Here is a 26,790-nt window from a genome sequence, read left to right on the forward strand (position 1 = left end):
CTATTGTAGTTTATCACAACTTCTCAACCTTGTCAATAACTTTTTTTCAAGTTATTTTTCATTGAACTTTTGTGACAAACTTATTGAACTTTTACAGTTTATCACTACGATTCAGCTTTGTCAATATTATTTTACTGATATGAAAGCTGAATTTTGTCGCATCAATCAGCGACAAGAAACATTTTATCAAAATTATATTATGTTGTATACAACTATTAACCCAATAATGTAATTTAACTTCAATTTCCTTTATAATGGACAGTTTTTTCTCATTATTTTTTATACTGATACACGTGGTACAGTTTATAAAAATTATCTAAAAAAAGAGGTTAGATTACATAATCTAACCTCTTCATTATAGCTTTTTACTCTTCAACATTTTGCGCATCTTCAGTGTTTTCAATATTTTCAATTTCATCACTATAATTTATTTTAGCAATCGCAACTACCTTTTGTTCTTCTTCAGTTCTCATTAATGTAACTCCACTAGTATTTCTACTAGTAGTAGATATTCCAGATACATTAATCCTTATAGCTACATTACTACTGTTGATAAGCATCATTTCATCTTCATCTTTTACTACTCTTGCTCCAACTATTGAACCTGTTTTATCATTAACCTTGTAGGTTATAATTCCTTTACCACCTCTTCTATGGGCAGTATATTCAGAAACAGGAGTTCTTTTTCCAAATCCATTTTCACTTATAACTAAAACATCTTGATCCTCTGCTACAATATCCATAGCTACAGCTATATCTCCATCCCTTAAAGTTATAGCTCTTACACCTGTGGCAGTTCTCCCCATAGGCCTTACATCTGTTTCTTTAAATCTTATTGCATAACCATTTTTAGTGAATACGAGAATCTCACTTTCTCCTGTAGTCATCTTAACACCTATAAGCTCATCACCCTCTTTTAGGTTTATAGCATTTAAACCATTTTTTCTAATAGAAGAGTATTGACTCATCTGTGTTTTTTTAATTAAACCTTCTTTGGTTCCCATTATGAAATAATTATTCTCATTAAACTCTTTAAAGGTTATAACTGCCTGTATTTTTTCATCAGTGTCTATAGGTATCAAATTTATAAGATTAGTTCCCTTAGCAGTTCTTCCTGCCTCAGGTATTTCATATCCCTTTAATTTATGAACTCTTCCTTTGTTTGTAAAGAATAGAATGTTATTATGGGTAGAAGTTATAAACATATGTTCTACAAAATCATCTTCTTTTGTAGCCATTGCCTGTATTCCCTTTCCCCCTCTTTTCTGAGCAGAATAAGTATCAGCTAATATTCTCTTTATATATCCTGCGTGGGTAAGGGTTATTACAACTTCTTGCTCTTGTATTAAGTCCTCTATGTTAATTTCATCATTATTTCTTTGTATTTCTGTTCTTCTTTCATCGCCATACTTATTCTTTATTTCAATAAGTTCTTCTTTTATTATTTTTAAGACTAATTCTTCTTTTTCCAGTATTTCTTTTAGATACGCAATAGTCTTCATTAATTCATTATATTCTTGCTCAATTTTCTCTCTTTCAAGACCTGTAAGTCTTTGTAACCTCATATCAAGTATAGCCTGTGCCTGCTTTTCAGAAAGACTAAACTTAGCCATAAGTCCATTTTTCGCCTCTTCAGCGTTCTTAGAAGATCTTATAAGGTTAATAACTTCATCAATATGATCAAGTGCAATTTTTAAACCTTCCAAAATATGCGCACGAGCAAGCGCTTTATCTAGATCAAATCTAGTTCTTCTTCTTATTACTTCCTTTTGGAAATCTAAATAATGAACAAGAACTTGTTTTAAATTCAAAACTTGTGGTTCATTATTTACTAGTGCAATCATTATGATACCAAAAGTATCTTGCATTTTAGTATGTTTATAGAGCTGATTTAATATTATATTAGGATTAGCATCTCTTTTTAGCTCTATTACAATTCTCATGCCATCTCTGTCTGATTCATCTCTTATGTCTGATATACCTTCTATCTTCTTATCCTTAACTAAATCTGCCATATTTTCAATAAGCTTTGCTTTGTTAACTTGATAAGGTATTTCAGTTACAATAATTCTATGTCTTCCTTTTTCCTCTTCTATATCAGCTTTTGCTCTTACAATGACCTTTCCTCTACCTGTTTCATATGCAGATCTAATTCCAGATGTACCAAGTATAATTCCAGATGTCGGAAAATCAGGCCCCTTAATTTCAGTCATTAAATCTAAAATCGAGCAATCTGGATTATCAATAAGCATAACTATACCATTTATAACTTCTGTTAAGTTATGTGGTGGTATGTTAGTAGCCATTCCTACTGCAATTCCTGCTGATCCATTAACAAGTAAGTTAGGAAATCTTGAAGGTATTACAGAAGGTTCTTGTTCCTCACCATCAAAGTTTGGAATAAAATCTACTGTATTTTTATTTATTTCCCTAAGCATTTCAAGAGTTATCTTACTCATTTTTGCCTCGGTATATCTCATTGCAGCCGCACTATCACCATCAACAGATCCAAAGTTTCCATGGCCATTAACTAATGTATATCTTATAGAAAAATCTTGGGCCATTCTAACCAAAGCATCATATACAGCTGTATCTCCATGTGGATGGTATTTACCTAAAACATCTCCAACAATTCTTGCACATTTTCTATAGCCCTTCTCTGGAGTTAATCCAAGTTCGTACATAGAGTATAAAATTCTTCTATGTACAGGCTTCAATCCGTCTCTTACGTCTGGTAATGCACGACCTACAATAACACTCATAGCATAATCTATATAACACTTTTTCATTTCATGGCTTATGTCTACTGGTAAAACTTTTCCTTCATTCAACATTAATTACACCTCTTTGCTATATGTCTAAGTTAATAACTTTCTTCGCATTTTCCGTTATGAACTCTCTACGTGGTTCTACCTTGTCACCCATAAGTATAGTAAATATTTCATCAGCAGCCATAGCATCCTCTACTGTTACTTGCAGCAATGTTCTTTCTTCTGGGTTCATAGTGGTCTCCCAAAGCTGTGCAGCATCCATTTCTCCAAGTCCTTTATATCTTTGAATATTTGTATTATTGTCTTTTCCACCTAACTCTTGTAACAATCTTTCTAACTCTTTATCACTATAAGCATAACTATCCTTTTTATTTTTTGTTACTTTATAAAGTGGTGGTTGAGCTATATATATGTGTCCTTGCTCTACAAGCTCTTTCATATATCTGTAGAAGAATGTAAGTAATAAGGTTCTTATATGTGCGCCATCCACGTCTGCATCTGTCATTATAATTATTCTATTATATCTTATTTTTTCTATATCAAAGTCTTTACCAATTCCTCCACCAAAAGCTGTTATCATAGCTCTTATTTCTTCGTATCCTAAAATTTTATCAAGTCTTTGTTTTTCAACATTCATTATTTTACCACGAAGAGGTAATATGGCTTGAAATCTTCTATTTCTTCCCTGCTTTGCAGAACCACCAGCTGAATCACCCTCTACTAAATAAATTTCACATTCTAAAGGGTCTTTAGATGAACAATCAGCAAGCTTTCCAGGTAAGGAAGTACTCTCAAGAACAGACTTACGACGAGTAAGTTCTCTTGCTTTTCTAGCTGCTTCTCTAGCACGCGCTGCCATTAATGCTTTATCAACTACATTTTTAGATATCTGTGGGTTTTCTTCAAGGAAAACACTTACCCCTTCCCCAACTATACTATCAACTATACCACGTACTTCACTATTACCAAGTTTAGTCTTAGTCTGACCTTCAAATTGAGGATCTGTTAATTTTACTGATATAACAGCTGTTAAGCCTTCCCTTATATCTTCACCGGATAAATTTTTATCATTTTCTTTTAATATACCAAACTTTTTAGCATAATCATTAAAAACTCTCGTAAGCGCTGATTTGAAACCTGCTAGATGTGTTCCACCTTCAACTGTATCTATGTTGTTGGCAAAGGAAAAGATATTTTCAGCATAGCTATCGTTATATTGAATAGCTATTTCTACTGAATAATCATCCTTCTTTCCTTCGATATATATTGGCTCTTTATGAACTGTCTCTTTATTTCTATTTAAGTAAGCAACAAAAGATTTAATACCGCCTTCATAATGAAATACTTCTTTTTTATTGTTTCTATCATCATTTAATGTTATCTTTATACCCTTATTTAAAAATGCAAGTTCTCTAAGTCTTTGTGCTAAGGTATCATAATCATATTCTATTTCATCAAATATGTCGCTATCAGGCTGAAAATGTGTTTTTGTTCCATGATCATCACTATCGCCTACTATTTCTAGCCCAGTTATAGCTTTACCTCTTTTGTAAACTTGTTTCCATATGTGACCTTCTCTTTTAACTTCAACTTCGCATAACTCTGAAAGCGCATTTACAACTGATGCTCCAACTCCGTGTAGTCCACCAGATACTTTATATCCACCGCCTCCAAATTTACCACCTGCATGAAGTACTGTCATTATGACTTCTACTGTTGGTTTTTGCATTTTAGGATGTATACCAACAGGCATACCCCTACCATCATCAATAACGGTTATAGAATTATTCTCATGTATAGTTATATCTATATTTTTGCAGAATCCAGCCAGTGCTTCATCTATACTATTGTCTACTATTTCATATACCAAATGATGAAGCCCTCTAGAGCTAGTGCTGCCTATATACATTCCTGGTCTTTTTCTTACTGCTTCTAACCCCTCTAATACTTGTATCTGACTTTCATCATAAATTTGTTTTTTTTCTTCTGTCATATCTATCCTCCTATCCTAAGGCTCATAATACAGAAGTTCTGATCTTTTTGTTAAAGTTGCTGAAGATATAGGGGATAAATAAACCTTACTTTTTTTATCCACTTCAGCTATTATAAATGACTTTGGTTTATCCTTAGTTATTCTTTGAACAAAACCATCTTCCTCAGCCATTCTTAAAAATTGGATTGTATCAGAACTATACATTGAAGTTTCCATGTCAAATATTCCAATTATATCTTTTATTGGTACTACTACATTTTCTCCTAAATGCAGAAACATAAGCTAATCCCCTTTCAAATTTTAAACTATCTCTACAGTACCATTCTTAACTTTAAACAGTTGAGCCTCATTTTTTAGGTATTTTTCTATATCTCCAATACCAGTGCAAGTTATAAATGTCTGTATATTACTAATTGAATTTAATATAAATTTTTGCCTATTTGCATCAAGTTCAGATAGTACATCATCGAGTAAAAGCACAGGGTATTCCCCTGTAACTTCTTTTACTATCTCTAAAGAAGCAAATTTAATAGTTAAAACTGAAGTTCTTTGTTGTCCCTGAGAACCAAAAACTTTTGTGTCTATTCCATTTATTCTTATATTAAAATCATCTCTATGTGGACCTATTGAAGTTGCTCTTTTTTCGAAATCTTTTATTCTATTAATCTTCAACATATCTAGAAGTTCATGTTCTGCATTGTCTACATTTTTAACAGATGTTATATAATTAAAATCGATATTCTCAGCTTTTGATGTTATATCACTGTGTATTGATTTGCCTTTATCATTCAAGCTCTTTATATATTTATCCCTTGCCTTTACTATTGCTCCTCCATATTTAGAGAGCTGTTCATCGTATACTTCTAACATATATTCTTGCTTTTCATTATACTTCTTTAAAATTATATTTCGTTCATTTAATGACTTATTATATTGAACTAAATTAAAATAGTATTTTTTGCTTAATTTGCATAATTCAATATCTAAAAATTTCCTTCTAAAAGACGGAGATTCTTTGACTATTTTCAAATCTTCTGGAGAGAAAATGACAACATTTAAAACTCCTATCAACTCAGATATCTTATTTACCTTTATTGAGTTTACATTTATGCCCTTTTTCCCTTCTTTGAATATTTTTATTTCTATCTTTTTGTCTAATCTTTCCTTAGACACATATAATTTTATATAGGCCTCCTCACCATTCCAGTTGATAAGCTCCTTATCTCTACTTGTTCTAGGGGATTTACCAATACTGCAATAGTATATGCTTTCCAAAATATTTGTTTTTCCTTGAGCATTATTTCCGATGAATACATTAACACTTTTGCTTAATTCTATGTTAAGCTCTTTATAATTCCTATAATTAATAAGTTGTAAATATTTAACATACATAAAAACACCTAGTATAATTATACCATAATATAGTTAATACACAATTAACTATATTACTTTCATAAATTATAATTATAATTCATTTAAATAATAATTGTAAATTATATTATTGTGTAAGTTTCTCCATTAAATTCTATTGTATCTCCTTTAATAATCTTTTTTCCTCTTCTTGTCTCTACCTCACCATTTACAATAACCATTCCATCTTGTATAACCATTTTAGCTTCAGATCCTAGAGAAACAGCTCCGACCCACTTTAAAAAAGAGTCAAGTTTAATAAATTCAGTATTTATTTTTATATCCTTCATTTTTAGTATCTCCATTTCTATTTCTTTAATGATTTAATAATCTTACAGGAAGTACTAAATAAGTACAATTATTCACTTCTTTATTTTTCAGTAAACAAGGGCTTACGCTACTAGAGAATTCCATTACAATTTCATCTTCATCCATTATTTTCAACACATCTATAAGATATTTCGAATTAAATGCAATTTGCAGAGGCTCTCCTTGCAAAATAATATTAAGTTCTTCCCTTACCATTCCCAATTGAGAATTAGAGGTTATAACCATATTTTCATCTTCAATACTAAGTTTTACAAGATTTGTATTCCCTTCTTTAGCCATTAATGATGCTCTCTCAATACAATTCAATAAATCCGCTCTCTTAGCGATAGCTTTTAAGTTATATTCACTTGGAATTATGGAATTATATTTTATGAAATCACCTTCTAGTAACCTAGATATAATCTTAGTTTCACCTAAACTAAATAATATATGATTAGGTGTAAATGTTATATTAACATTTTCATCCTCTTCTTCTAGTATTTTAGATACTTCATTTAAAGTTTTACCTGGAATTACAGCATTTATAGTATTATCTGTTTCTAAAATCTCAGATCTTAATGCTAATCTATAACCATCTAAAGCGACAAGATTCAAATTTTTATTATTTATTTCAAATAAAACACCTGTAAGTATAGGTCTAGTATCGTCTTGTGCTGTAGCAAAAATAGTACTTTTTATCATATTTTTTAGTATCTTTTGGGGTATAGAAAATATCATATTTTCGTTTATATTAGGAAGTTCAGGAAAATCATCTGCGTTCATATGAATAAGAGTAAATCTGGACTTTTGGCATAAAATCTCGATAGAATTATTATCTATTGTATTAATGTGTATTACGTCATTTGGAAGTTTTCTTATTATTTCACCAAAAATTTTAGCATCTATTACTATGCTTCCCTCTTCTAATATTTCAGCTTTTACTCTAGTTTCTATACTTAGATCTATATCTGAACCTGTTAAAATTATTTCATTGTTAAAAGTTTTAATTAATATGCCATTTAGAACAGGCATAGTTGACTTACCAGTAACAGCTTTTTGAGCTGTGGATATACCTTCTTGTAGAATAGATTTTTCGCATGTGAATCTCATTAAAAACCCTCCTTATTCACAATATATTTTCGCTATATATAGAGTAGATAATTAAATAATTTCTAGTAGTAATAGTAGTAGGGGCTGTGAGTATGTTGATAACCCATAGACCTGTTGAAAACACTTAAAAATAGAGAAAAAATAAGTGTGGATAAGTAAATCTAATATAATTAACTTTATCCACATTATTAAATGCATAAATGATAATATTTAGTTATCAACATAGTATCCTACATTTAATATAAACAGATGTTAATAACCTATTTTTGATCTATTTTTTTTGTAAGGTCATTAATAACATTTTGAAGTCCCTCATCAGATTTTAAATTACTTGATATTTTTTCATATGCATGTATTACTGTAGTATGATCTCTACCACCAAATTCCTCTCCTATCTTTGGAAGGGACATGTCTGTAAGTTTTCTAGAAAGATACATAGCTATTTGTCGTGGAAATGCTACATTTCTAGTTCGTCTAGATGATTTTAAATCTTCTATCTTAAGACTAAAGTAATTTGAAACTACATCCTGAATTAAATCTATTGTTACCTGCTTAGATTGTTTGCTTGATATAATATCTTTTAAGGCTTCAGTAGCTAAATCTACGCTTATTTCTTTATTTGTTAATGAAGAAAATGCAACAATTCTTATTAACGCACCTTCTAATTCTCTTATATTTGATTTAATCTTAGTAGCTATATATACCATAACTTCATTTGGAATATTTAAGTTCTCTACATCTGCTTTTTTCTTAAGGATAGCCATTCTTGTTTCAAAATCAGGTGCCTGTATATCTGCTATAAGTCCCCATTCAAATCTAGAACGAAGTCTATCTTCAAGTGTAGGTATTTCCTTTGGAGGCCTATCACTTGAAAGAATAATTTGTTTATTAGCCTCATGTAATGCATTAAAGGTATGGAAAAACTCTTCTTGAGTTCTCTCTTTTCCTGCAATAAATTGAACATCATCTATTAAAAGAACATCAATGTTTCTATATTTATTTCTAAAGTCTTCATTTTTATCATCTTTAATAGAGTTTATAAGTTCATTAGTAAACTTTTCAGAAGAAACGTAAACTACTTTTGATTTTGAATTATTTTTAAGTATATAATGGCCTATGGCATGCATTAAGTGAGTTTTTCCAAGTCCAACTCCTCCATAGATAAATAAAGGATTGTATGCTTTAGCTGGAGCTTCTGCTACAGCTAGCGATGCTGCATGAGCAAATCTATTGCTGTTTCCTATGACAAAAGAATCAAAAGTATATTTAGGGTTAAGCATTGCAGACATTTCATCATTTACTGTAATAGCAGGTTTATCATTAATTATTTTGGGTTTGGGCTCTTCAGAATCAACTGCTTCTTCAGATAGTATAAAAAACTCTACATTGTATTTTTTTGAAGTAATAAGCTTAAGAGCATTCACAATTAGCTCCTTGTATCTACTGTCAAGAATTCCTTTAGTAAAATCATTTGGAACACTTAATTTAAGTACATCTTTTTCAATAGATAAGGGGATTATGCTTTTAATCCAAGTATTAAAACTTACTTCAGTAAGTTCTCCTTTAATTATGTTTAGAGTTTTTTCCCATGTTTCTTTTAAATGGGCATTCATTCTATATCCTCCAGTCTCGAATAAAAAATAAAATTCACATTAAATAAACATAATTATAAACATTATTATATTTTCTTGACAAATGTTTATTAAAATATTCACATGTTATAAAAGTTGTTGATAATATAATTCAAAAAAAATTATCAACAAAGGTACAAAAAATAAATATTAACATTATCAACACTGAATAATGCTAAGAAATTAGTCAAAAATATGAAAAGTAAGTATAATTTTATAGAATATTAAACAAGTTATACACAATTTTATTCACAGGTGTGGATAACTTACGTGCCACAAAAGTTATACACAACTCTCTATTAATAATATCAAAAGCTGACAACCTATTCAATAAGTTATCCACAAAAAAGTAATAAAAAATATTAACAAGTCAGTTTTTGAAGCATTTGGTACTTCAAGAATTTATGTTGACATCGGAACATTAGGAATATATAATTTAATAGTGAAACTTTAAGGAAGTACACTTATGAGTTGAATAGTAGCAAATAATCCTCGTGAGCTTAATATATAGTTAAGAGGGTAATATAACTTGCCTAAAAGGGGGTGTAAGAACATGTTTATGACTTATCAACCAAAAAAGAAACAAAGAAAAAAAGAGCATGGTTTCAGAAAAAGAATGAGTACTTTATCAGGAAGAAATGTTCTTAAGAGAAGAAGACAAAAAGGTAGAAAAAGATTAACAGCATAAGGGCCGCTTTTGTGGCCTTTTTCTGCAACTGCAGAAAAAAGGAGCTAATTGAATAATGAAAGTCAATAAAATAAGAAAGAATGTAGAGTTTAGAGCTATATATAGAAGAGGAAAATCATTTTCAAATGCTTTATTGGTATTATATATATATAAGAATAGAAAAAATATAAATAGATTAGGTATATCAGTAAGCAAAAAAGTAGGTAAAAGTGTAATACGAAATAGAGTTAAACGATTAATTAAAGAGAGTTACAGATTAAATTGCAGTAAATTACACGTCGGATATGATTTTGTATTTATAGCTAGAAATGCTGCCAATGGAAAAAGTTATATTGAAATAGATGAAGCTGTTAAAAATATTTTTAAAAAGGCAGGTCTCTACGATTAAATGAAAGAATTTTTAGTCTTTTTTATTAAAATTTATAGAAAATATTTGTCACCTTTAAAACAGCCATGTTGTAGATTTTATCCAACTTGTTCCCAGTATGCATTAGATGCTCTGGAGAAATATGGTGTATTAAAAGGTGGATTTATGGCTATAAAAAGAATATTAAGGTGCAATCCTTTAAATGAAGGTGGATATGATCCAGTCAAATAAATTATCAGGAGGTTTACAATTTGCAGTACTTAAACAGTGCGTTTGTTCAGTTTTTTGAATTGGTTCATCAATGGGTGACTATAGCAATCCCTAATAAGAATATTTCTTATGGTTTGGCTATAATTTTGATGACTTTAATAATTAGATTAATATTGTTACCATTGAATATTAAACAAACTAAATCTTCTATAGCAATGAGTGAATTACAACCAGAAACTAAGAAAATACAGGAAAAATATAAAAATGACCCTCAGAGAGCACAACAAGAAATGATGAAGCTTTATAAAGAAAAAGGAGCAAATCCTCTTAGTGGATGTTTGCCAATGCTTATTCAGTGGCCTATTTTTATAGCGCTTTATTATGTATTTAACAATTTAACTGGTATAAACGGTGTTCACTTTTTATGGATACAAGACTTAGCTAAAAGAGATGTTGTTCTAGCTGTTCTTTCAGGTATAACTACATACTATTCAGGATCACTAATGATGCCTACTGGAGATAGTGCTCAAGCCAAGCAATCAGCAACTATGAACATAGGTATGTCTATATTCATGATTTTCATAAGCTGGAGCTTAAAGTCAGCGTTAGTACTATATTGGGTAGTAAATAATTTAATTCAAATAACACAAACATTAGTTATGAAAAGACTTGGTATAAATAAAAGCACTAGTAAAGCTTAGGGGGGACTATGGTATGAAGGTTATAGAAATGACCGGAAGAACTGTTGAAGAAGCTTTGAAAAATGCTCTAAATGAACTCAAGGTTACAGAAGATAAAATAGAAGTAGAAGTTTTAGATGCAGGAAATAAAGGTTTCTTCAATTTAATAGGCGCAAGACCTGCTAAAATAAGAGTAAAAGTAAAAAGAGATTACATGTATGAAGCTAAAACATTTATTAGGGATGTTTTAGATCGCATGGGTGTTAAAGCTGAAATAAGGGTAAAAGAAGAAAATAATGTTGTAAAAGTATCTTTAACAGGACCAGATATGGGAATACTTATAGGGTATAGAGGCGAAACTTTAGATTCACTTCAGTATCTTATAAGCTTGGTTGTAAATAAAGGCCATGAAATGGAATATAAGAGAGTTATTTTAGATACTGAGAACTATAGAATAAAAAGAGAAGAAACATTAAAAAGATTAGCAAGAAGAATAGCAGAGAAGGTTAGGAGAACAGGACGACCTGTTAAACTAGAACCAATGAATCCATATGAAAGAAGAATAATTCACTCTGCACTTCAAAATGATTTTTATGTTAATACTTATAGTGAAGGTGAAGAGCCTTTTAGAAAAGTTGTAGTAGATTTAAAGAAAGCCTAATGGCTTTCTTTTTGCTTTAAGCAGAGAACCAAAATCTTAAGTAGATATCCCAAATCTTAAGCAGGCATCCAAAATCTATGATTTTGAGATGATCGCTTACACAGAGTGCTGATTTGGTGATAGTCACTTACACAGAGTGCTGATTTTAAGTGAATCGCTTGCTCATTCGACGTAAGGAGAAGGAGTTTCAGTTATATAATAAAAGGAGTGATATGATGAAAGAATTTGATACAATAGCGGCAATTGCAACTGTTTTAGGAGAGGGAGGAATATCGATAATAAGAGTCTCAGGATCTAAAGCGTTAGATATTGTAGCTGGTATATTTAAAGGAAAAAGAGAAAAAGGGCTAGAAGATATAAAACCATATACTATGAGATATGGATTTATAATAGAAAAAGAAACAGGAGATACTTTAGACGAGGTTTTAGTAAGCTATATGAAAGCTCCAAGAAGCTTTACAGCAGAAGATACTGTTGAAATAAATTGTCATGGCGGTGTAATTTCAACGCAAAAAATATTAGAAGAAGTAATAAAAAATGGTGCAAGACTTGCTGAACCAGGTGAATTTACAAAACGAGCATTTTTAAACGGAAGAATTGATTTAAGTCAGGCAGAGGCTGTTATAGATATAATTAGAGCAAAAACTGAACTTTCTATGAAATCAGCAGTTCAGCAATCTAATGGTAGAGTTTCTAGAGAGATAAATAATATTAGAGGAAAACTATTAGAGATAATTGCGCATATTGAGGCTACGGTAGACTATCCAGAAGAAGATTTAGAGGAAATGACTGCAGATAAAGTAACATATGATCTTACATCTATTTTAAATAAAATAAAAGAAATATTAAGTACTGCAGATGAGGGAAAAATAATCCGAGAAGGACTTAATACTGTTATTGTTGGTAAACCTAATGTAGGCAAATCATCTCTTTTAAATTCGCTATTAATGGAAAAGAGAGCTATAGTTACAGATGTGCCAGGAACTACAAGAGATGTAATTGAGGAATATATAAATATAGATGGAGTGCCTGTAAAAATTATAGATACAGCAGGGATAAGAGAGACAGAAGATGTTGTTGAAAAAATAGGCGTTGAAAAATCTAAAGAAAAGATAAATGAAGCCGATTTAATTATATTGATGCTTGATTTAAGTAGAGAGCTAGATGAGGAAGATAAGGAAATTATAGAATATATAAAGGATAAAAAATACATTATTTTATTAAATAAATCTGATTTAGATGGTAAAATAAATAGGGAAAGTATTAGTAATCTGAATTCAAAATATATAATAGAAACTTCAGCAAAGACAGGTCGAGGCTTGGATAGGTTAAAAGAATGTATAAGAGAGTTATTTTTCAGGGGTGAAGTAAAGTCAAAGGATATACTTATAACTAGCACAAGACATAAAGAGGCACTAATTAAGGCAAAGGAAAACTGTATTCAAGCAATAGATGCCTTAGAAAATACATTAGCGATAGATTTGGCGTCTATAGACATAAGAAACGCTTGGAGCAACCTAGGAGAAATAACTGGAGATACATTAGAGGAAGATATAATAGATAAGATATTTGCAGAATTTTGTTTAGGAAAGTAGGTTAAATATATGGAGTATTTTGGAGGAGAATATGATGTAGTTGTTGTTGGAGCAGGGCATGCTGGATGTGAGGCTAGTCTTGCTGCAGCTAGAATTGGTTGCAAGACCTTACTATGTACAATGAACTTAGATAGTGTAGCTTTTATGCCTTGTAATCCTAACATTGGTGGAACAGCAAAAGGACACTTAGTTAGGGAAATAGATGCTTTAGGCGGAGAAATGGGAATCAATATTGATCATACTTTTATACAATCGAGAATGTTAAATACATCTAAAGGACCTGCAGTGCATTCATTAAGAGCTCAAGCGGATAAAAAAAGATATGCAGATAAGATGAAGCATATTCTTGAAAAGGAATCTAATCTTGACTTAAGGCAGCTAGAGGTAATATCTATAAAAACAGAAGAAGGAAAAGTATGCGGTGTATTAACTAAGAATGGTGCATATTTTAAAACTAAAACAGTAATTCTTGCTACGGGTACTTACTTAAAGGGAAAGGTTATTATAGGTGATGTCAGTTATAACTCAGGTCCAAATGGTTTTATGCCCGCTAATGATTTGTCACAAAGTTTATTAGATTTAGGCATAGAAATTAGAAGATTTAAAACTGGTACACCTGCAAGAATAAATAGAAGAAGTGTAGATTTTACAAAAATGATAATACAAAATGGTGATGAAAAAATAGTTCCATTTTCATTTATGAGTGGCAAGTTAGAGAGAAAACAAATACCATGCTATTTAACTTATACAACGGATGATACCCTTAAGGTTATAAGAGATAATATATATAGGTCTCCTTTATACAATGGTACTATTAAATCCGTTGGACCAAGATACTGTCCTTCTATTGAAGATAAAGTTGTAAGATTTCCTGATAAGGAAAAGCATCAGATATTTGTAGAGCCTGAAGGAGAAAATACAGAAGAACTTTATATAGGAGGAGCTTCTACATCACTACCAGAAGATGTGCAAATTGCTATGTACAGAACTATTACAGGGCTGGAAAATGCAGAGATAGTAAGAAGTGGTTATGCTATAGAATATGACTGTATAAATCCACTTCAATTAAAACCTTCATTAGAATTCAAAAATGTAGAAGGGCTTTTTGGTGCAGGACAGGTGAATGGAAGTTCTGGATATGAAGAAGCAGCAGCTCAAGGCATAATTGCAGGAATAAATGCTTCACTTGAAGTTAAGGGAAGAGAACCATTAATCTTAAGAAGATCAGATGGATATATAGGAGTTCTAATTGATGATTTAGTTACTAAAGGAACTGAGGAACCATATAGAATGATGACATCACGTTCGGAGTATAGACTTTTATTAAGACAAGACAATGCAGATTTGAGGTTAACGGAGATAGGCTATGAAGTTGGGCTTGTTAGCGAAGATAGATATGAAAGATTTATAAATAGAAAAAAAGCAATAGAATTAGAAGTAGAGAGAATAAAAAACCTTCAAATAACACCTAAAAAAGAAGTTGTTGAGTTTTTAAACACATTGGATTCCACAGAACTTAAAAAGAATATAAGTTTATATGAGCTTATAAAGCGACCTGAGCTTGATTATGGCAAACTTGCACCAATCGATAAAGATAGGCCAGAACTTGACGATGATATAACAGATCAAGTAAACATTATATCTAAATATGAAGGATATATAAGCAAGCAATTAGATCAGGTTGAGCAGTTTAAGAAATTCGAAAGTAAACTCATACCAAAAGATATAGATTATGGTAATATTAAAGGATTGAGACTGGAAGCAACTCAAAAGCTTGATAAAATAAGACCTATTAGCATAGGTCAGGCATCAAGAATTTCAGGAGTTTCTCCAGCTGATGTTTCTGTATTATTGATATACTTAGAACGTGAATATAGAGCTAAAAGTGAAAGTTCAAATAATGAAATAATGTAATTAATAATAGTAGTTTTTATTATAGTATAATGTTGATTTTTATACTACATAATCAATTAACATTATACTATAATATATTTGTATTTACTTAGGCTTTAGGTGGAATTTTCAATATTCATCTGAAGAAAGTTTTCATAGTTTCATTAAAGTTGGGACTCATAGCTTATTTATTATTTTGAGAAATTTTAACTTAAGCTAAGAATCCTATTTTTAAATATTATATACATATTTAGCTAGTAGATATATTTCGGGTAATAATTGATACAAGTAAATTTAACCGAATTACATAAAATATCAAGAATGGAGAGTTGCTATATGGAATATTTTGACATAATGAATTCTGCATGTTCAGATGTGGGATTATCAATGGATAATAAAATTTATGAAAAGTTTATTGATTATAAAGAATTAATAAAGTTTTGGAATGAAAAGGTTAACCTTACAGCTATAATAGATGATGAACAAATAATAAAAAAACACTTTATAGATTGTATAAAAATATTTAAATTTTCTCCTCTAAAGGAAGCAAAAAGTATTATAGATGTGGGAACTGGTGCTGGTTTTCCTGGTATACCTATAAAAATTGTTAAACCAGATGTAAATATGATACTTTTAGATTCCTTAAATAAGAGAATTAATTTTTTAAATGAAGTGATAAATAAAATAGATTTAAAAAATATAACAACTATTCATGGAAGGGCAGAGGATTTTTCAAGAAAAAGTGAATATAGAGAAAAATGTGATGCAGCAGTATCAAGAGCAGTTGCTAACCTTGCAGTGTTAAGTGAACTATGTATTCCATATGTAAGGGTTGGAGGATATTTTGTTGCTATGAAGGGACCATCTGTGGATGATGAAATTAAGGAAGGGAAAAATGCAGTATCCATTCTCGGAGGAAAAATTGAAGATATAGTTAAGATAGAGATAGAAAATAGCGACTTAAATCATAATTTAGTTATAATAAAAAAGGTAAAAGAAACTCCAAAAGTGTATCCAAGAAAGGCTGGAACAGCTGCGAAAAAACCTTTAAAATAAAGTGTATTAATTTGTCGTAAAAAAATTAAATAAAAAAGAAGGAAATTATAAAAGAATGAAGAAATGTTAATAAATAGGAAAGAGTAAGAGGGATGGTTAATATGCAAAATAATATCAATTATATATGTGTTGATTCAATTTTACCTAATTTATATCAACCAAGAAAATATTTTGATGAAGAAAGTCTTGAAGAATTAGCTCAATCTATAAATGCATATGGTATAATTCAACCTTTATCTGTGAGAAGGCTTCCTGATGATAAGTATGAACTTGTAGCAGGTGAGAGAAGACTTAGAGCAGCCAAAAAAGCTGGGTTAACTGAAGTACCGGTTATAATAGTAGATATTAGCGATAGAGAATCTGCAGCTATTGCACTATTGGAGAATTTGCAGAGAGAGAATTTAAATTTTTTAGAAGAAGCTGAAGCTTACTACAATTTAATAAAGGATCATTCCTATACTCAAGAAAAATTAGCTGAAGCAATTGGGAAAAAGCAATCAACTATTGCTAATAAGATTAGATTACTTAGACTAGAACCTGAAGTAAGAAGTATCCTATTAGAAAATAATTTAACTGAAAGACATGCAAGGGCTTTACTTAAGTTACCTGATGTACAGTTGCAGAAAAAAATATTAAAAATAGTTGTAAAAAAAGTGCTGAATGTTAAGAAGACTGAAGATCTTATTGAAAAAGAGCTAAGTAAAATTGAACATGGGAAAGCTACTTCTGTAAAAAAGAAAATAAAAGGTATATTTTCATCCAAGGTGTATATCAATACTGTAAGACAAGTATTTGATAAGTTTGGATTAAATGCTCAATATGCATCAAAAGATCTGGATGATAAAATTGAAATAACCATTACTATTCCGAAAAAATAAATGTTTCACGTGAAACATTTACCTATAATTAATTTCAAAAAAATTAGAGTTTGTTTTAATATTTGTTCTTGGGCAATTGCTCAAGAACTTTTTTTGTCTGGTTTTATATTAATATTAAAATAAAAGTTAATTCATCGATAATTTTAATATAAAATACTTTTATTATCTTATATAAAAATATATAATTGAATTAAGGTATTTGCTTAAGAGAGGGGTGGTGGAGTTTATGAAAGTTATATCAATATTTAATCAAAAAGGTGGAGTAGGAAAAACTACTACTAGTATAAACCTAAGTTCATATTTAGCAATGCAAGGATATAAAATTCTTAATATAGATATAGATCCTCAAGGCAATACAACTAGTGGCCTTGGTTTCGATAAGAGAAGTTTAACTGAATCTATGTATGATATTTTAACTTCTGACGCAACTATAGATGAGATTGCTAAAAAAAGCGAGCTTATAGACAATTTTTATTTAATTCCTTCAACTATGGAGCTAGCAGGTGCAGAAGTAGAACTAATAAGTAAGGATAATAGGGAAAATATATTGAAAAATAAGATTTCAAATATGAAATCAAAATTTGATTATATATTTATAGATTGTCCACCTTCATTAGGGTTGCTAACAATTAATGCACTTACTGCATCAGATAGTGTCCTTATTCCAATTCAATGCGAGTTTTATGCTTTAGAAGGAGTTGGTCAACTTATTAATACTATTCAACTTGTAAAAAAATCTTTGAATAAGGATTTAGAGGTTGAAGGAGTTATAATGAGTATGTATGATGGAAGAACAAAACTTTCCAATGAGGTTGTATCGGAAGTAAAAAGCTATTTTAAAGACAATGTCTATGAAACAACAATACCGAGAAATATTAGATTAGCAGAAGCACCTAGCTTTGGGCTACCAATAATGCTTTATGATGATAAGTGTAGAGGAGCAGAAGCATATGAAAATTTAACAAAGGAGTTTTTAAGCAGACAAAAGGAGTGAAGAATGTTTGAATAAGAAGTTTGGATTAGGAAAAGGCTTGGGAGCTTTAATACCTGAAGATAAAATTCAGGATAAGGAAACTAATAAAAAAGACAATGTAAATCTTATAGATATTAATTTAATAAAGGCTAATGAAGGACAACCAAGAAAGAGCTTTGATGAAGAGAAAATAATACAACTTTCTCAATCTATAAAAGAGCATGGCGTAATTCAGCCAATAATATTAAAGAAAGACAATGAAACATATACCATAGTTGCTGGGGAAAGACGATGGAGGGCATCAAAGCTTGCTGGAATTAAAGAAATTCCCGCTATTGTTATGGATTTAACTGATAAAGAGATTTTAGAAATATCTTTAATTGAAAATATCCAAAGACAGGATTTAAATCCAATAGAAGAAGCCATTGCATATAAGAAATTGATTGAAGATTTTAATATAACCCAGGAAGAGTTAAGTAATAGAATTGGTAAATCCAGAACTGCAGTTACGAATTGTTTAAGATTATTAAATCTTGATAAAAGAGTGCAAGAATATTTAATTGATGGAGTAATATCAGAAGGACATGGCAGAGTGTTGTTAGGGGTAGAGAATAAAGATCTTCAGTATGAATTAGCTCAGGGGATAATAGACGAAAAACTAAGTGTAAGAGAGACAGAAAAACTAATTAAAAGTCTAAATGTAAAAAAGAAAGATGAAAGTAATAAGATTAGCAACCAAAATCCTTATTATTTAGATGTAAAGGAAAAACTTGAGACATTATTTGGTACAAAAGTTTTGCTTATGGATAAAAAGAATAAAGGTAAAATTGAAATTGAATACTATTCACAAGAAGATTTGCAGAGAATACTCGATATATTAAAAATATAATAAAAATACTAAATTAAGTTTATATGTTTCACGTGAAACATTAGCGGAAGGAGAAAACATATGCAGAACATCATAGGAATAATAAATAGTTTCCAAGCTTATATCATAATAGCACTTGCAGTATTAGTAATAATATTGTTTATTATGCTTATGGTTACATTAAGGTCTTTAAACAAGTTAGAGGGTAAGTACAGAAAATTTATGAGAGGAGTAGACAATAAAAATCTAGAAGGATTGGTAACAGGTTATTTAGATAAAATAGATGAAGTAAAGCTAGAAACTGAACATATGAAGGAATTATATAATGAATTAAATCTAAAGTTAAAAGAATGTGTTCAAAAAGTTTCAATAGTAAGATACAGAGCATTTGAAGATGTTGGAAGTGATTTAAGTTTTTCCATTGCTTTACTGGATGAAAGTAATAGTGGTGTTATAATCACAGGTATTTATGGTAGAAATGAAAGTACAACTTATGCGAAGCCTATAGATAGAGGGATATCCAGATATGAGTTATCACAGGAAGAAGATCAGGTTTTACAAGAGTGTATAAATAAAACCTTAAAATAATTGTATATAAAGAATAAAAAACCTCCTTTAAGGGAATATTATTCCATAAAGGAGGTTTTTTTATGAAAATATGTGTAGCTAATGATTTACAATATATAAGAGAAGAATTAAAAAAAAGAGGATATGATATTACTAATGATCAAAATAACACATTGTGTGATGCGATAATATGTAACTTAAAAAATGGAGGATTAACAACCTTAAATATGAATAATAGCATAAGAAGAGAAGGTACATTAATAATTGATTCAGGCAGCAAAACTATAGAAGAAATAGAATACATACTTAATAATAGAGTTTATAGCAATCTATTTTAATATTACTTATATACCTTAAAATATAAGTGCTTTATAATTAAGCCTCTATGTTTTCAGAAATACTATTATTTTCAAGTAATTGGTTAGGCTTCCTACCACCAATAGTTTTTAATATAGAATGATATATGCCTTTAGATATTACTTCAGCAAGCTGCATTACAGTAAATAATCTTGTGTTTTGTAATACCATAAATTCCATTGCCCCAGATATATTAACAATACCTGTTATACTTAAGTTACCTACCTTAGGTAGGTCCTTATTCATGGCAGACCCAGGACATAGAGGTTTACCGTCAACAATTATCTTACCTACATTCTGTAAACTTCCTAAACATGCATCTATAGCAATTATAAATGGGTTTTCATATTTAATGTTAATTTCATCTATAATATTAGAAAGATTCTTAGCATGAACAGGATACTGCAAATTTCCATATAAATATACCTTATCTCTAACTAAAAACTTTAGCTTATCGCCTACTAATGGTCCTAAGCTATCACCTGTTGATCGATCAGTACCAATACATAGCACAATTATAGGTCTTTTATTTTTTACTATAGGACACAGTTCATCACTTAATATGTCTCTCAAAATAAAAATTGATTTTTTGGATGATGGATCAATTACTAATTTATCTACCATATATACAAACCTCCTATATTACGAATTCTAACCATATAGAAGTTATTTATACGTGATATATTTATTTACATAGAAAAAATTCCCGATATATTACAATCGGGAATCTCAAAATATAGAAACGTTTATTAAATTATATCAACTCTTCTAAGTATATTGTAAAATACTACAAGAAATACACAAAAAATAACACCAGAAAGTCCCCTAGCTTTAAGTCCTATAAATAAGGCCGCAAGTACGGCTACAGGGTGAATGCCAAGAGAAGAAGATACTATTTTTGGTTCAATTATTTGTCTTATAATTGAAATAATAATATATGAAATCAAAATTCCAAATGCCGTAATATAGTTCTTTATAAAGAAGAAATAAAAGATAGCAAGAGGAATATAAACCGCCCCTATTCCTAGTATAGGTAGAATATCTGCTATGGCACATACGATACTTAGGATAAGTACATATTTTACTTTGAAAACTAAAAATACGATTATCGTTTCTAAAAAAGTAATACCTATAATCAGTAGATAAGATAAAATATAGTTTCCAAGCATCCGTTTTGCCTCAATATATACATTCATTATTTTATCTGATTTAGTTGACGGAATAACACTTAGTAGCTTATTTTTATTTAATACAATATCCTTAGTAAAAAAGTATGTAGTAAGTAGTGTGAAAAGTATAACCATTATTACATAAGGGACAATAGTTAGAAATCCTATTAATGATGATACTAATTTTCCAGTAATACTTACAGTGATATTAGATGCCTTAGTAATAAATGCGGAGAGATTGTTTTCTATGGCGTTAACTATATATGGATCAAGATTATCATAATACTTTTTAAGTTTATCAAAAGATTCATATATATTAGGAGAATTCTTTGTTATATATAGTTGAGTATTTTTTCCAAGTTGAATAGCCTCTTGAGTTATATTTGCTATTCCATAAGATAAAATGAATATAATCAAAGTAAAAAATGTAATAGTAGTAATTAATGAAGCTACAGAACTTTTTATATTAAATTTTTTAATTAAGTACTCAGTAGGGCGCTTTATTAATAGGGCACATATCAGTGCAAGTACAAAAGGAAGCGTGTAGTTTAATGTGCTGAAGAAAACTAGAAAAACTACTGTGTATATTACAAAAAACAAAATTATCCCATCAATTTTGTTTAATAGCTTCTCCATTAGATCTAATCACATCCTTTTATAATTGAGTTTAAAGCATGTAAAGCATAATTTATATCTTTTTTATCATTGAAAGGTCCTATACTAAATCTTAAAGTTCCCTCTGGGAATGTTCCCATAGTTTTATGAGCTAAAGGTGCACAGTGCAAGCCTGTTCTAGACATTATTCCATATTCTCTATCTAAAATAAATCCTAGTTCAGCATTATTAATCTTGCTTGAATTAATAGATATAGTTGGAGTTCTTAAGGCAGCATCCTTGAAACCATAAACTTTAATAGAAGGAATATTCAAAAGCTCATTAATAAAGTGTTGACAAAGTTCTTGTTCTTTTTCTTGAATAGCTGTAATTCCTTCCTTCATTATATAGTTAATACCGGATAGTAATCCTGCTATTCCAGGAGCATTTAATGTTCCACTTTCGAATTTATCAGGAAGAAAATCAGGTTGAACAATGCTTTGTGAAAGACTTCCAGTTCCTCCTTCTATAAAAGGTAGAGCCTCTTTGTTTAAAGCGTCATCAATTAAAAAGCCACCAATTCCCTGAGGTCCTAAAAGACTTTTATGACCTGTAAATGTTAATGCGTTACACCCAATTTTATAAAAATCTACAGGTATTGCTCCAGCACTTTGTGCTGAGTCAATTACAAAATAAATGTTCTTTTCTCTACAAATTTTTCCGATTTCTTCAAGTGGTTGAATGCTTCCTATTACATTTGAAGCGTGAGTTAAAGCTACCAGCTTAGTATTAGGCTTTATAGCATTTCTAAAATCCTCAACATTAATTACTCCATCAGCTGAACACTCAATTATGTCAAGATCAATATTTTTAGTCTCTTTTAAAGTAGAAAGTGGTCTTAATACTGAATTATGTTCCATTGAGGAAGTTATAACATGCCAACCATCTTTTATTACATTTTTTAATACTATATTAAGTGATTGAGTTATATTTGCAGTAAAAATTACATTTTCTAACTTATCAAAATTAAAAAGTTTCATTAAAGCTTCTCTGCAATTATATATGATTCTATCGCCTTCTAATGCGTTAGCATAGCCACCTCTTCCAGGGTTTGCTCCAATGTTTTTCATATAATTAAATACAGAAGTATATACTTCTTCTGGTTTTGGATAAGTTGTTGCTGAATTATCTAAGTAAATCTTCATAGTTAAATTCCTCCAAGTTTATATGTTAAATAATAGTTTACATAATATTTTAATAATATAGTTTTAAATTTTTTATAAATTAATGATTATCAATATTATCTATCTACTAATTTTGATATAATAGATTGTAGGTCTGTATAAGACAAATGTTATAAGTTACAATTATATGATTAGTTATTATTGATAATTCCTTTACTTTAATTTAATATTAAAAATATTACATATATAATTATAAACTAAACTATATTAATTGTATACAAATGTAAAGTAAATATTAGGAGGGAGGAACAGTTCTAACACATAGGACTGGATTAAATTAATGGATAAATATTATGTTTTAACTTTTAAAAACACTCATGGGGCAATTAGTGCAGAAAGCATTTTAAAGGAAAAGAATATTAAGATAGAAATTATGCCTACACCTACAGGCATAACTAAAAGTTGTGGTATAAGCATAAAATTTAGTGAAGAGTACATAGAGAAAATTAAGGATTTAGTAAAGGATGAAAGTATAAATATAAAGAATGCATACGTAAAGGAAGGCTCCGATTATAAAGCATTCGAAATATAAAATGTTAAAGAAATTTTAGGTTAATATTTTGAGGAATTCGTAAAGAGGACAATTATATATTTGGAGGGATGTAATGAAAAATCTATCTTCTTTTTTTAAGTTTAGTATCGACTTAGATAGAGGCATAGTACAGGTGGGAAATTTTAGTATACAAAAAGAAAATATATATTATTTAGTTGCAATTATAATAAAAATTGCAATGGTACTAGCTGCTATGTATTTAGTCATTAAGATAGGAAATGGAATAATAAATAGGTATATACATAAACAAAAAGATTTCAAATTTTCATTAGATGATAGAAAAGCAAAAACTGTTGGCGCAATTTTAAAGAGTATACTTAGATATTCTGTATACTTTTTTGGTATCTTTAGTATAATCTCAATTATATCCCCGAAGATAGGAATTACAAGCCTCACATTTGCAGGAATAGGTGGAGTTGCTGTTGGATTTGGAGCACAAAGCTTAATAAAGGATATAATAAATGGATTTTTTATATTATTTGAGGATCAATTTACTGTAGGGGATTATATAAATATTGATGATAAAGGCGGAATAGTAGAAAGTTTAGAGTTAAGAGTAACTAAAATAAGAGACTTTAACGGAGATTTGCATATAATTCCCAATGGACTTATAACAAAAGTCACTAACCATTCAAGAGGCAATATGAGAATTATGGTAGACGTAGACATTGCTTATGATGAAGATGTTGATAAGGCTATTCAAGTAATATCGGATTTATGCGAAAAGTTTAAGGAAGAAAACAAAGAGTGTGTTACAGAAGGGCCTTCTGTTTTAGGAGTATCTGCTTTTAAGGAAGGTGGCGTAAGTATTAGGGCAGCAGGAAAAACAAAACCAATGAAACAGTGGGATACAGAAATGAAATTACGAAAAGAAATAAGGGAAGCTCTAAAAGGAGCAGGTATAAACATAAACTATCCTAAAGTAAAAATTGTAAAGGAGTGATAACTATGGTTAAAGTCTTTTACCTTGGTGATATAGTTGAGATGAAGAAGGATCATCCCTGTGGTAGTAAGGAATGGGAGATAACTAGGCTTGGAGCTGATATAAAAATAAAATGCTGTGGATGTGGAAGAATTGTTATGTTACCAAGAAGTAAGTTTGAAAAAGATGTAAAAAAAGTAGTTAGACAAAATTCTCCAGAATAATAATCAAAAAAATATTGATTTCTATTTAAGTAAGTGATAGAATAATTAGATGTAATCCCTGCTGTGTAAACACAGCCGTTAGTCCAAGGGGAGGAGGTGGAATCTAATGAGAAAGTATGAAACTATATTCATATTACACCCATCATTAGACGAAGAAGCTGTTAAAGCTAACGTTGAAAAGTTTAAGGGCGTAATAGAAAATGGTGGAGGAGTAGTAGATAACGTTGATGCGTGGGGTAAGAGAAAGCTTGCTTACGAAATAAACAAAATCGGCGAAGGTCACTACACTCTAATAAACTTCAGCGCTGATCCTGAATTACCAAAAGAGTTAGATAGAGTATTCAGAATTAATGATAGTGTTATAAGACACATAATAGTTAATAACGAAAAATAATAGGTGGTGTTTTTAATTGAATAAAGTTGTTTTAATTGGAAGATTAACCAAAGATCCTGAGTTGAAATTTACTCCAGGAACTGGTACAGCTGTTGCCACCTTTACTGTAGCTGTTGATAGGAAGTTTTCTAAAGATGGCCAAAGAGAAGCTGATTTTATCCCTGTAGTTGTATGGGGAAAACAAGCTGAATCTACAGCAAATTATATGGCAAAAGGAAAACTTATCGGTATTTGCGGTAGAATTCAAACAAGAAGTTATGATGCCAAGGACGGTACTAAAAGGTACGTTACCGAGGTCATTGCAGAGGAAGTACAATTCCTTGAATGGGGAAGTGGAAATAAAAATGCAATGCCATCATTTAATGAGGGTCCTTCAGAAGGTTTTGGAAGATCTCAATCCTTTGATGAAGGAGCTTATGGAGCAGATATTACTCCAGTAGATGATGGAGATATTCCATTCTAACTCACTCAATCTAACTATAAGGTAAGGAGGAAAGATTATGGCAAATAGAGAAGGCGCTAGAAGAAACTCAGCTAAAATGAGAAGAGCTAAGAGAAAAGTTTGTGCTTTTTGTATGGATAAATCTGAATTTATAGATTATAAAGATATAAATAAGCTTAGAAAGTACGTTACAGAAAGAGGAAAGATTCTTCCAAGAAGAATTTCTGGAAACTGTGCTAAGCACCAAAGAGAACTTACTGATGCTATAAAGAGAGCAAGAAACATAGCATTATTACCATTCACAACAGAATAGTTGTGAAAAGCGAAGAAGAAATTCTTCGCTTTTTTTATTATAAATTTTTAAATTTTCTAATCCAATTTAATTTAGGAGCATATCTAGGCTTTTCAGCCTTATTAAAGTCAATGGAAATGGTTTATCTCTTAAAGCCACATGATATTTAGCGTTATCTTTAGGAATCAATGATAAGGAAAATTGACAATAATATACACTGACTCTATACTTAGAATATTACAATGATAACTATTTACACTATGGAGGTATATTCGTGAAAAAAGTATTAGTTGTAGATGACACTAAAAATATAAGGATGTTATTAACAACTTGTCTTGAAATAGAAGGTTATGAAATAATTACAGCAGCTAATGGATATGAAGCTTTAGAAATAATTCAAAATACTAATATAGATATAATATTTTTAGATATAAAAATGCCGGAGTTGAGTGGTACAGAGGTATTAAGAAAGATAAGAAGTATAGGAATTAATACTCCTGTAATTATTATGACTGCTTTTGCCACAGTTAAAAATGCTATAGATTGTACAAGACTAGGGGCGGTAGTCTATTTACAAAAGCCCTTCACCACTGAAAAAATTAAAAGTATATTAAAACAAATACAAGATTTAGATGAGAATAATATTGATAATATTATTGTATCAGCCCAAAAATTAATATCAAATGGAGAGCTAGATGACGCTATAAGGCTTTTAAAGAAATCCATATCAATAAATCCACAGTGTGGGGAAGCATACTATTTAATGGGTAATATTTATAAGATAAAAGGAGATAGCGAAAAATCAGGACAATTTTTTGATGTAGCTAAAATATTCAATTATAGACCATAAATTACGGTGAGGTGCATTGATATGTATTATGATTTCAACAATTTTATTAGTTAGTATATTTTATAAAAAATTAAAGATTTAAAACGCAC

Annotated in this window: 30 protein-coding genes; 20 read left to right on the forward strand and 10 right to left on the reverse strand. The window is 29.9% G+C overall.

The window, feature by feature from the left end; all coding sequences use genetic code 11:
• Window positions 1-365: 365 nt before the first annotated feature.
• From gyrA to dnaA, 7 genes are all read right to left on the reverse strand, one after another.
• Complete coding sequence (gene gyrA / locus I6U51_RS08835) at window positions 366-2,834, reverse strand: DNA gyrase subunit A (protein ID WP_211142318.1); 2,469 nt, start codon at window positions 2,832-2,834, stop codon at window positions 366-368.
• 16 nt (window positions 2,835-2,850) lie between these two features.
• Complete coding sequence (gyrB, locus tag I6U51_RS08840) at window positions 2,851-4,764, reverse strand: DNA topoisomerase (ATP-hydrolyzing) subunit B (RefSeq protein ID WP_211142319.1); 1,914 nt, start codon at window positions 4,762-4,764, stop codon at window positions 2,851-2,853.
• A gap of 15 nt (window positions 4,765-4,779) precedes the next feature.
• Window positions 4,780-5,043 (reverse strand): extracellular matrix regulator RemB, encoded by a 264-nt coding sequence (remB, locus tag I6U51_RS08845; RefSeq protein ID WP_178906159.1) that lies wholly within the window; start codon window positions 5,041-5,043, stop codon window positions 4,780-4,782.
• A 21-nt stretch (window positions 5,044-5,064) separates the two neighbouring features.
• Window positions 5,065-6,156 carry a DNA replication/repair protein RecF gene (recF, locus tag I6U51_RS08850; protein ID WP_211142320.1) on the reverse strand — a complete coding sequence of 364 codons (1,092 nt, stop codon included), beginning with the start codon at window positions 6,154-6,156 and terminating at the stop codon, window positions 5,065-5,067.
• A gap of 101 nt (window positions 6,157-6,257) precedes the next feature.
• Window positions 6,258-6,464, reverse strand: coding sequence for a S4 domain-containing protein YaaA (gene yaaA / locus I6U51_RS08855; protein ID WP_178906161.1), 207 nt, complete (start codon window positions 6,462-6,464; stop codon window positions 6,258-6,260).
• A gap of 25 nt (window positions 6,465-6,489) precedes the next feature.
• Window positions 6,490-7,593 carry a DNA polymerase III subunit beta gene (gene dnaN, locus I6U51_RS08860; protein ID WP_211142321.1) on the reverse strand — a complete coding sequence of 368 codons (1,104 nt, stop codon included), beginning with the start codon at window positions 7,591-7,593 and terminating at the stop codon, window positions 6,490-6,492.
• Window positions 7,594-7,853: 260 nt separating this feature from the next.
• Window positions 7,854-9,206 (reverse strand): chromosomal replication initiator protein DnaA, encoded by a 1,353-nt coding sequence (gene dnaA / locus I6U51_RS08865; protein WP_211142322.1) that lies wholly within the window; start codon window positions 9,204-9,206, stop codon window positions 7,854-7,856.
• Between the two features lie 571 nt (window positions 9,207-9,777).
• Here dnaA and rpmH point away from each other — a divergent pair.
• The 13 genes from rpmH to I6U51_RS08930 all read left to right on the forward strand — a co-directional run bounded on the left by rpmH (window position 9,778) and on the right by I6U51_RS08930 (window position 19,998).
• Window positions 9,778-9,912, forward strand: coding sequence for a 50S ribosomal protein L34 (gene rpmH, locus I6U51_RS08870; RefSeq protein WP_178906164.1), 135 nt, complete (start codon window positions 9,778-9,780; stop codon window positions 9,910-9,912).
• A 55-nt stretch (window positions 9,913-9,967) separates the two neighbouring features.
• A complete protein-coding gene (gene rnpA, locus I6U51_RS08875; protein ID WP_211142323.1) occupies window positions 9,968-10,300 on the forward strand; it encodes a ribonuclease P protein component in 333 nt (110 codons plus the stop codon).
• Window positions 10,301-10,510, forward strand: a complete 210-nt coding sequence (yidD, locus tag I6U51_RS08880) for a membrane protein insertion efficiency factor YidD (protein ID WP_211142324.1) — start codon at window positions 10,301-10,303, stop codon at window positions 10,508-10,510.
• Window positions 10,511-10,530: 20 nt separating this feature from the next.
• On the forward strand, window positions 10,531-11,190 hold the full coding sequence (gene yidC, locus I6U51_RS08885; protein ID WP_211142325.1) for a membrane protein insertase YidC: 660 nt from the start codon (window positions 10,531-10,533) through the stop codon (window positions 11,188-11,190).
• Window positions 11,191-11,203: 13 nt separating this feature from the next.
• Entirely contained in the window at window positions 11,204-11,830 is a 627-nt protein-coding gene (jag, locus tag I6U51_RS08890) for an RNA-binding cell elongation regulator Jag/EloR (RefSeq protein ID WP_211142326.1), read from the forward strand.
• Between the two features lie 215 nt (window positions 11,831-12,045).
• Window positions 12,046-13,425, forward strand: coding sequence for a tRNA uridine-5-carboxymethylaminomethyl(34) synthesis GTPase MnmE (mnmE, locus tag I6U51_RS08895; protein ID WP_211142451.1), 1,380 nt, complete (start codon window positions 12,046-12,048; stop codon window positions 13,423-13,425).
• Window positions 13,426-13,434: 9 nt separating this feature from the next.
• Entirely contained in the window at window positions 13,435-15,339 is a 1,905-nt protein-coding gene (gene mnmG / locus I6U51_RS08900) for a tRNA uridine-5-carboxymethylaminomethyl(34) synthesis enzyme MnmG (protein ID WP_211142327.1), read from the forward strand.
• A 315-nt stretch (window positions 15,340-15,654) separates the two neighbouring features.
• Window positions 15,655-16,374, forward strand: a complete 720-nt coding sequence (gene rsmG / locus I6U51_RS08905; protein ID WP_211142328.1) for a 16S rRNA (guanine(527)-N(7))-methyltransferase RsmG — start codon at window positions 15,655-15,657, stop codon at window positions 16,372-16,374.
• A 101-nt stretch (window positions 16,375-16,475) separates the two neighbouring features.
• Entirely contained in the window at window positions 16,476-17,252 is a 777-nt protein-coding gene (gene noc / locus I6U51_RS08910; protein WP_211142329.1) for a nucleoid occlusion protein, read from the forward strand.
• Between the two features lie 226 nt (window positions 17,253-17,478).
• Window positions 17,479-18,246 (forward strand): ParA family protein, encoded by a 768-nt coding sequence (locus I6U51_RS08915; protein WP_178906172.1) that lies wholly within the window; start codon window positions 17,479-17,481, stop codon window positions 18,244-18,246.
• A 7-nt stretch (window positions 18,247-18,253) separates the two neighbouring features.
• Complete coding sequence (locus tag I6U51_RS08920; protein ID WP_211142330.1) at window positions 18,254-19,114, forward strand: ParB/RepB/Spo0J family partition protein; 861 nt, start codon at window positions 18,254-18,256, stop codon at window positions 19,112-19,114.
• Between the two features lie 60 nt (window positions 19,115-19,174).
• Window positions 19,175-19,681 (forward strand): DUF4446 family protein, encoded by a 507-nt coding sequence (locus tag I6U51_RS08925; RefSeq protein ID WP_211142331.1) that lies wholly within the window; start codon window positions 19,175-19,177, stop codon window positions 19,679-19,681.
• A gap of 62 nt (window positions 19,682-19,743) precedes the next feature.
• Complete coding sequence (locus I6U51_RS08930) at window positions 19,744-19,998, forward strand: YkuS family protein (protein WP_178906175.1); 255 nt, start codon at window positions 19,744-19,746, stop codon at window positions 19,996-19,998.
• 37 nt (window positions 19,999-20,035) lie between these two features.
• Here the strand turns inward: I6U51_RS08930 and yyaC are convergent, their stop codons facing one another.
• The 3 genes from yyaC to I6U51_RS08945 form a co-directional block, all read right to left on the reverse strand.
• On the reverse strand, window positions 20,036-20,641 hold the full coding sequence (gene yyaC / locus I6U51_RS08935) for a spore protease YyaC (RefSeq protein WP_178906176.1): 606 nt from the start codon (window positions 20,639-20,641) through the stop codon (window positions 20,036-20,038).
• Window positions 20,642-20,766: 125 nt separating this feature from the next.
• A complete protein-coding gene (ytvI, locus tag I6U51_RS08940) occupies window positions 20,767-21,822 on the reverse strand; it encodes a sporulation integral membrane protein YtvI (protein WP_211142332.1) in 1,056 nt (351 codons plus the stop codon).
• Window positions 21,823-21,827: 5 nt separating this feature from the next.
• Window positions 21,828-22,985, reverse strand: coding sequence for an aminotransferase class V-fold PLP-dependent enzyme (locus I6U51_RS08945; RefSeq protein WP_211142333.1), 1,158 nt, complete (start codon window positions 22,983-22,985; stop codon window positions 21,828-21,830).
• 319 nt (window positions 22,986-23,304) lie between these two features.
• On the opposite strand from I6U51_RS08945, the gene I6U51_RS08950 reads away from it, so the two are divergent.
• From I6U51_RS08950 to I6U51_RS08980, 7 genes are all read left to right on the forward strand, one after another.
• Window positions 23,305-23,556 (forward strand): putative Se/S carrier protein, encoded by a 252-nt coding sequence (locus tag I6U51_RS08950; protein WP_211142334.1) that lies wholly within the window; start codon window positions 23,305-23,307, stop codon window positions 23,554-23,556.
• A gap of 73 nt (window positions 23,557-23,629) precedes the next feature.
• The gene (locus tag I6U51_RS08955) at window positions 23,630-24,520 is read left to right on the forward strand and encodes a mechanosensitive ion channel family protein (RefSeq protein ID WP_211142335.1); all 891 of its coding nucleotides are present in this window, start codon (window positions 23,630-23,632) and stop codon (window positions 24,518-24,520) included.
• A gap of 5 nt (window positions 24,521-24,525) precedes the next feature.
• A complete protein-coding gene (locus I6U51_RS08960) occupies window positions 24,526-24,723 on the forward strand; it encodes a DUF951 domain-containing protein (protein WP_211142336.1) in 198 nt (65 codons plus the stop codon).
• 106 nt (window positions 24,724-24,829) lie between these two features.
• Window positions 24,830-25,117, forward strand: a complete 288-nt coding sequence (gene rpsF / locus I6U51_RS08965; protein ID WP_178910583.1) for a 30S ribosomal protein S6 — start codon at window positions 24,830-24,832, stop codon at window positions 25,115-25,117.
• A gap of 16 nt (window positions 25,118-25,133) precedes the next feature.
• Complete coding sequence (locus I6U51_RS08970) at window positions 25,134-25,580, forward strand: single-stranded DNA-binding protein (RefSeq protein WP_211142337.1); 447 nt, start codon at window positions 25,134-25,136, stop codon at window positions 25,578-25,580.
• Between the two features lie 37 nt (window positions 25,581-25,617).
• Window positions 25,618-25,872: a 30S ribosomal protein S18 gene (rpsR, locus tag I6U51_RS08975; protein WP_211142338.1), complete on the forward strand. Its 255-nt coding sequence runs from the start codon at window positions 25,618-25,620 to the stop codon at window positions 25,870-25,872.
• Between the two features lie 253 nt (window positions 25,873-26,125).
• On the forward strand, window positions 26,126-26,701 hold the full coding sequence (locus tag I6U51_RS08980) for a response regulator (RefSeq protein ID WP_211142339.1): 576 nt from the start codon (window positions 26,126-26,128) through the stop codon (window positions 26,699-26,701).
• The last annotated feature ends 89 nt before the right edge of the window (window positions 26,702-26,790 follow it).

Origin of the sequence: Clostridium aciditolerans (genome assembly GCF_016316925.1) — a bacterium.
GTDB classification, from domain to species: domain Bacteria; phylum Bacillota; class Clostridia; order Clostridiales; family Clostridiaceae; genus Clostridium_AM; species Clostridium_AM aciditolerans.

What these genes read in the sequence shown, in the direction of transcription:
- recF (WP_211142320.1), bottom strand. Translation starts at nt 6,156, where the DNA reads ATGTATGTTAAATATTTACAACTTATTAATTATAGGAATTATAAAGAG.
- I6U51_RS08960 (WP_211142336.1), top strand. Translation starts at nt 24,526, where the DNA reads ATGGTTAAAGTCTTTTACCTTGGTGATATAGTTGAGATGAAGAAGGAT.
- rpsF (WP_178910583.1), top strand. Translation starts at nt 24,830, where the DNA reads ATGAGAAAGTATGAAACTATATTCATATTACACCCATCATTAGACGAA.
- dnaA (WP_211142322.1), bottom strand. Translation starts at nt 9,206, where the DNA reads ATGAATGCCCATTTAAAAGAAACATGGGAAAAAACTCTAAACATAATT.
- I6U51_RS08950 (WP_211142334.1), top strand. Translation starts at nt 23,305, where the DNA reads ATGGATAAATATTATGTTTTAACTTTTAAAAACACTCATGGGGCAATT.
- yyaC (WP_178906176.1), bottom strand. Translation starts at nt 20,641, where the DNA reads ATGGTAGATAAATTAGTAATTGATCCATCATCCAAAAAATCAATTTTT.
- mnmG (WP_211142327.1), top strand. Translation starts at nt 13,435, where the DNA reads ATGGAGTATTTTGGAGGAGAATATGATGTAGTTGTTGTTGGAGCAGGG.
- I6U51_RS08915 (WP_178906172.1), top strand. Translation starts at nt 17,479, where the DNA reads ATGAAAGTTATATCAATATTTAATCAAAAAGGTGGAGTAGGAAAAACT.
- remB (WP_178906159.1), bottom strand. Translation starts at nt 5,043, where the DNA reads ATGTTTCTGCATTTAGGAGAAAATGTAGTAGTACCAATAAAAGATATA.
- I6U51_RS08955 (WP_211142335.1), top strand. Translation starts at nt 23,630, where the DNA reads ATGAAAAATCTATCTTCTTTTTTTAAGTTTAGTATCGACTTAGATAGA.
- rsmG (WP_211142328.1), top strand. Translation starts at nt 15,655, where the DNA reads ATGGAATATTTTGACATAATGAATTCTGCATGTTCAGATGTGGGATTA.
- yaaA (WP_178906161.1), bottom strand. Translation starts at nt 6,464, where the DNA reads ATGAAGGATATAAAAATAAATACTGAATTTATTAAACTTGACTCTTTT.
- noc (WP_211142329.1), top strand. Translation starts at nt 16,476, where the DNA reads ATGCAAAATAATATCAATTATATATGTGTTGATTCAATTTTACCTAAT.
- jag (WP_211142326.1), top strand. Translation starts at nt 11,204, where the DNA reads ATGAAGGTTATAGAAATGACCGGAAGAACTGTTGAAGAAGCTTTGAAA.
- rpsR (WP_211142338.1), top strand. Translation starts at nt 25,618, where the DNA reads ATGGCAAATAGAGAAGGCGCTAGAAGAAACTCAGCTAAAATGAGAAGA.
- dnaN (WP_211142321.1), bottom strand. Translation starts at nt 7,593, where the DNA reads ATGAGATTCACATGCGAAAAATCTATTCTACAAGAAGGTATATCCACA.
- gyrA (WP_211142318.1), bottom strand. Translation starts at nt 2,834, where the DNA reads ATGTTGAATGAAGGAAAAGTTTTACCAGTAGACATAAGCCATGAAATG.
- ytvI (WP_211142332.1), bottom strand. Translation starts at nt 21,822, where the DNA reads ATGGAGAAGCTATTAAACAAAATTGATGGGATAATTTTGTTTTTTGTA.
- yidD (WP_211142324.1), top strand. Translation starts at nt 10,301, where the DNA reads ATGAAAGAATTTTTAGTCTTTTTTATTAAAATTTATAGAAAATATTTG.
- rnpA (WP_211142323.1), top strand. Translation starts at nt 9,968, where the DNA reads ATGAAAGTCAATAAAATAAGAAAGAATGTAGAGTTTAGAGCTATATAT.
- gyrB (WP_211142319.1), bottom strand. Translation starts at nt 4,764, where the DNA reads ATGACAGAAGAAAAAAAACAAATTTATGATGAAAGTCAGATACAAGTA.
- mnmE (WP_211142451.1), top strand. Translation starts at nt 12,046, where the DNA reads ATGAAAGAATTTGATACAATAGCGGCAATTGCAACTGTTTTAGGAGAG.
- I6U51_RS08930 (WP_178906175.1), top strand. Translation starts at nt 19,744, where the DNA reads ATGAAAATATGTGTAGCTAATGATTTACAATATATAAGAGAAGAATTA.
- rpmH (WP_178906164.1), top strand. Translation starts at nt 9,778, where the DNA reads ATGTTTATGACTTATCAACCAAAAAAGAAACAAAGAAAAAAAGAGCAT.
- I6U51_RS08945 (WP_211142333.1), bottom strand. Translation starts at nt 22,985, where the DNA reads ATGAAGATTTACTTAGATAATTCAGCAACAACTTATCCAAAACCAGAA.
- I6U51_RS08925 (WP_211142331.1), top strand. Translation starts at nt 19,175, where the DNA reads ATGCAGAACATCATAGGAATAATAAATAGTTTCCAAGCTTATATCATA.